We start from the raw sequence: 1,138 nt of genomic DNA on the forward strand, positions 1-1,138 counted from the left end.
GCGGCCTGGTGGCGGGGAGTTTAGCCGGGGTGTCACGTGCGTGTGAGGCCTTTTCCATTGCTTCCCTCGGACGAGGGCCCCTGCCGCATGTCCGTGGGTGTGTCCGAGTAGCCCTCCGGTGTGATCGATGACGCTCCAGCAGATGTGTGGGAACGGGAACTCGAAGAACTCTTCCTGCGGATCGGCGCCTGTTTCTCCCGCGTCGAGCCCAGGCGGCGGATGCGGGACTACGTGCGCGGTCTGCTCGGCCCGGCGAGCCGCAAGAACTCCTGGCAGCTCGCCGAGTGGGCCGGCCACGCCACCCCGGATGGCCTGCAGCACCTCCTGGCGAGGAGCCGCTGGGACGCCGACTCTGTCCGTGACGACCTTCAGCAATACGTCGCCGCCCAACTCGCAGAGGAAGAAGGGGTGTTGATTGTCGACGACACAGGTTTCGTCAAGAAGGGCGGTACCTCTGCGGGGGTGCAGCGCCAGTACTCCGGAACCGCCGGACGCACCGAGAACTGCCAGATCGGCGTGTTCGCCGCCTACGCCACCGGCCGGGGACACGCCCTGGTCGACCGGGAGCTCTACCTGCCCAGGTCCTGGACCGACGATGCGGACCGCTGCCGGGCCGCTCGCGTCCCCGACCACCGTGTCTTCGCCACCAAGGGAGACCTCGCCCGCGACATGATCCGCCGGGCCCATGACTCTCCGCTCCGTTTCACCTGGGTCACCGCGGACGCCGCCTACGGCCAGGACAGCCGCTTCCGCCGCTTCATCGAAGACCTTCAGCTTTACTACGTCGTGGCCGTGCCCAAGTCCCAGCAGGTCCACGGCCCCCGTATCGAGGACCGCTTCCGCCGCGAGGCGCCGCCGGAAGCCTGGCAGCGTCTGTCAGCCGGCCCGGGAGCGAAGGGCGAACGCGTCTACGACTGGGCCGGCGCCCTCCTGCCCATCGTCCAGGAACGCGATGGTGACGAGCCCACCCGCCGACGGTGGATGCTTGCCCGCCGCAGCATCTCCGACCCCGACGAGATCGCCTACTTCCTGGCCAGCGCCCCGCTCGACGCCACTCTCGCGGACCTCGTCCGGATTGCCGGGTGCCGCTGGAAGATCGAAGAGTGCTTCCAGACCGCCAAGAACGAATGCGGCCTCG

The 1,138-nt window shown here is 68.6% G+C and carries 1 protein-coding gene; it reads left to right on the forward strand.

Annotated features, from left to right (window positions below; all coding sequences use genetic code 11):
* Window positions 1–120: 120 nt before the first annotated feature.
* Window positions 121–1,138: IS701 family transposase (locus tag ACIQFZ_RS43555; protein WP_402694016.1), on the forward strand; the 1,018-nt coding region annotated here is incomplete at its 3' end.

The sequence above is a fragment of the Streptomyces sp. NPDC093064 genome, from assembly GCF_044754605.1.
Classification (GTDB): domain Bacteria; phylum Actinomycetota; class Actinomycetes; order Streptomycetales; family Streptomycetaceae; genus Streptomyces.